The 251-nt window shown below is 64.1% G+C and carries 1 protein-coding gene; it reads right to left on the reverse strand.

The annotated features are described in order from the left end of the window. On the reverse strand, positions 1-251 hold a 251-nt coding region (locus ACQG3P_RS20945; RefSeq protein ID WP_426806130.1), incomplete at both ends, for a cation:dicarboxylate symporter family transporter.

Below are 251 nucleotides of genomic sequence, written 5' to 3' on the forward strand. Positions count from 1 at the left end.
CCATCCACGAATGCGCTGACCAGGGTGGCCGGGATGATGTACATGACGTAGCCGGTGAGGGTCAGCTCGTGGGATTTTTCCACGTAGCTGTGCACCGCCGTCTGGTCCTGGTCGGCCGGGTTGATGTTCATGCCGGCGCCGGGCTGCACCACGTGCGCCACCACCATGCCCACGATCAGCGCCTGGGTGGAGTATAACAGGAAGTAGGCCATCGACTTGGCGAACACCCGGCCCACGGTGCGCAGGTGGGT

The organism is Stenotrophomonas sp. SrG (assembly GCF_050031795.1).
Taxonomy (GTDB): domain Bacteria; phylum Pseudomonadota; class Gammaproteobacteria; order Xanthomonadales; family Xanthomonadaceae; genus Stenotrophomonas; species Stenotrophomonas rhizophila_A.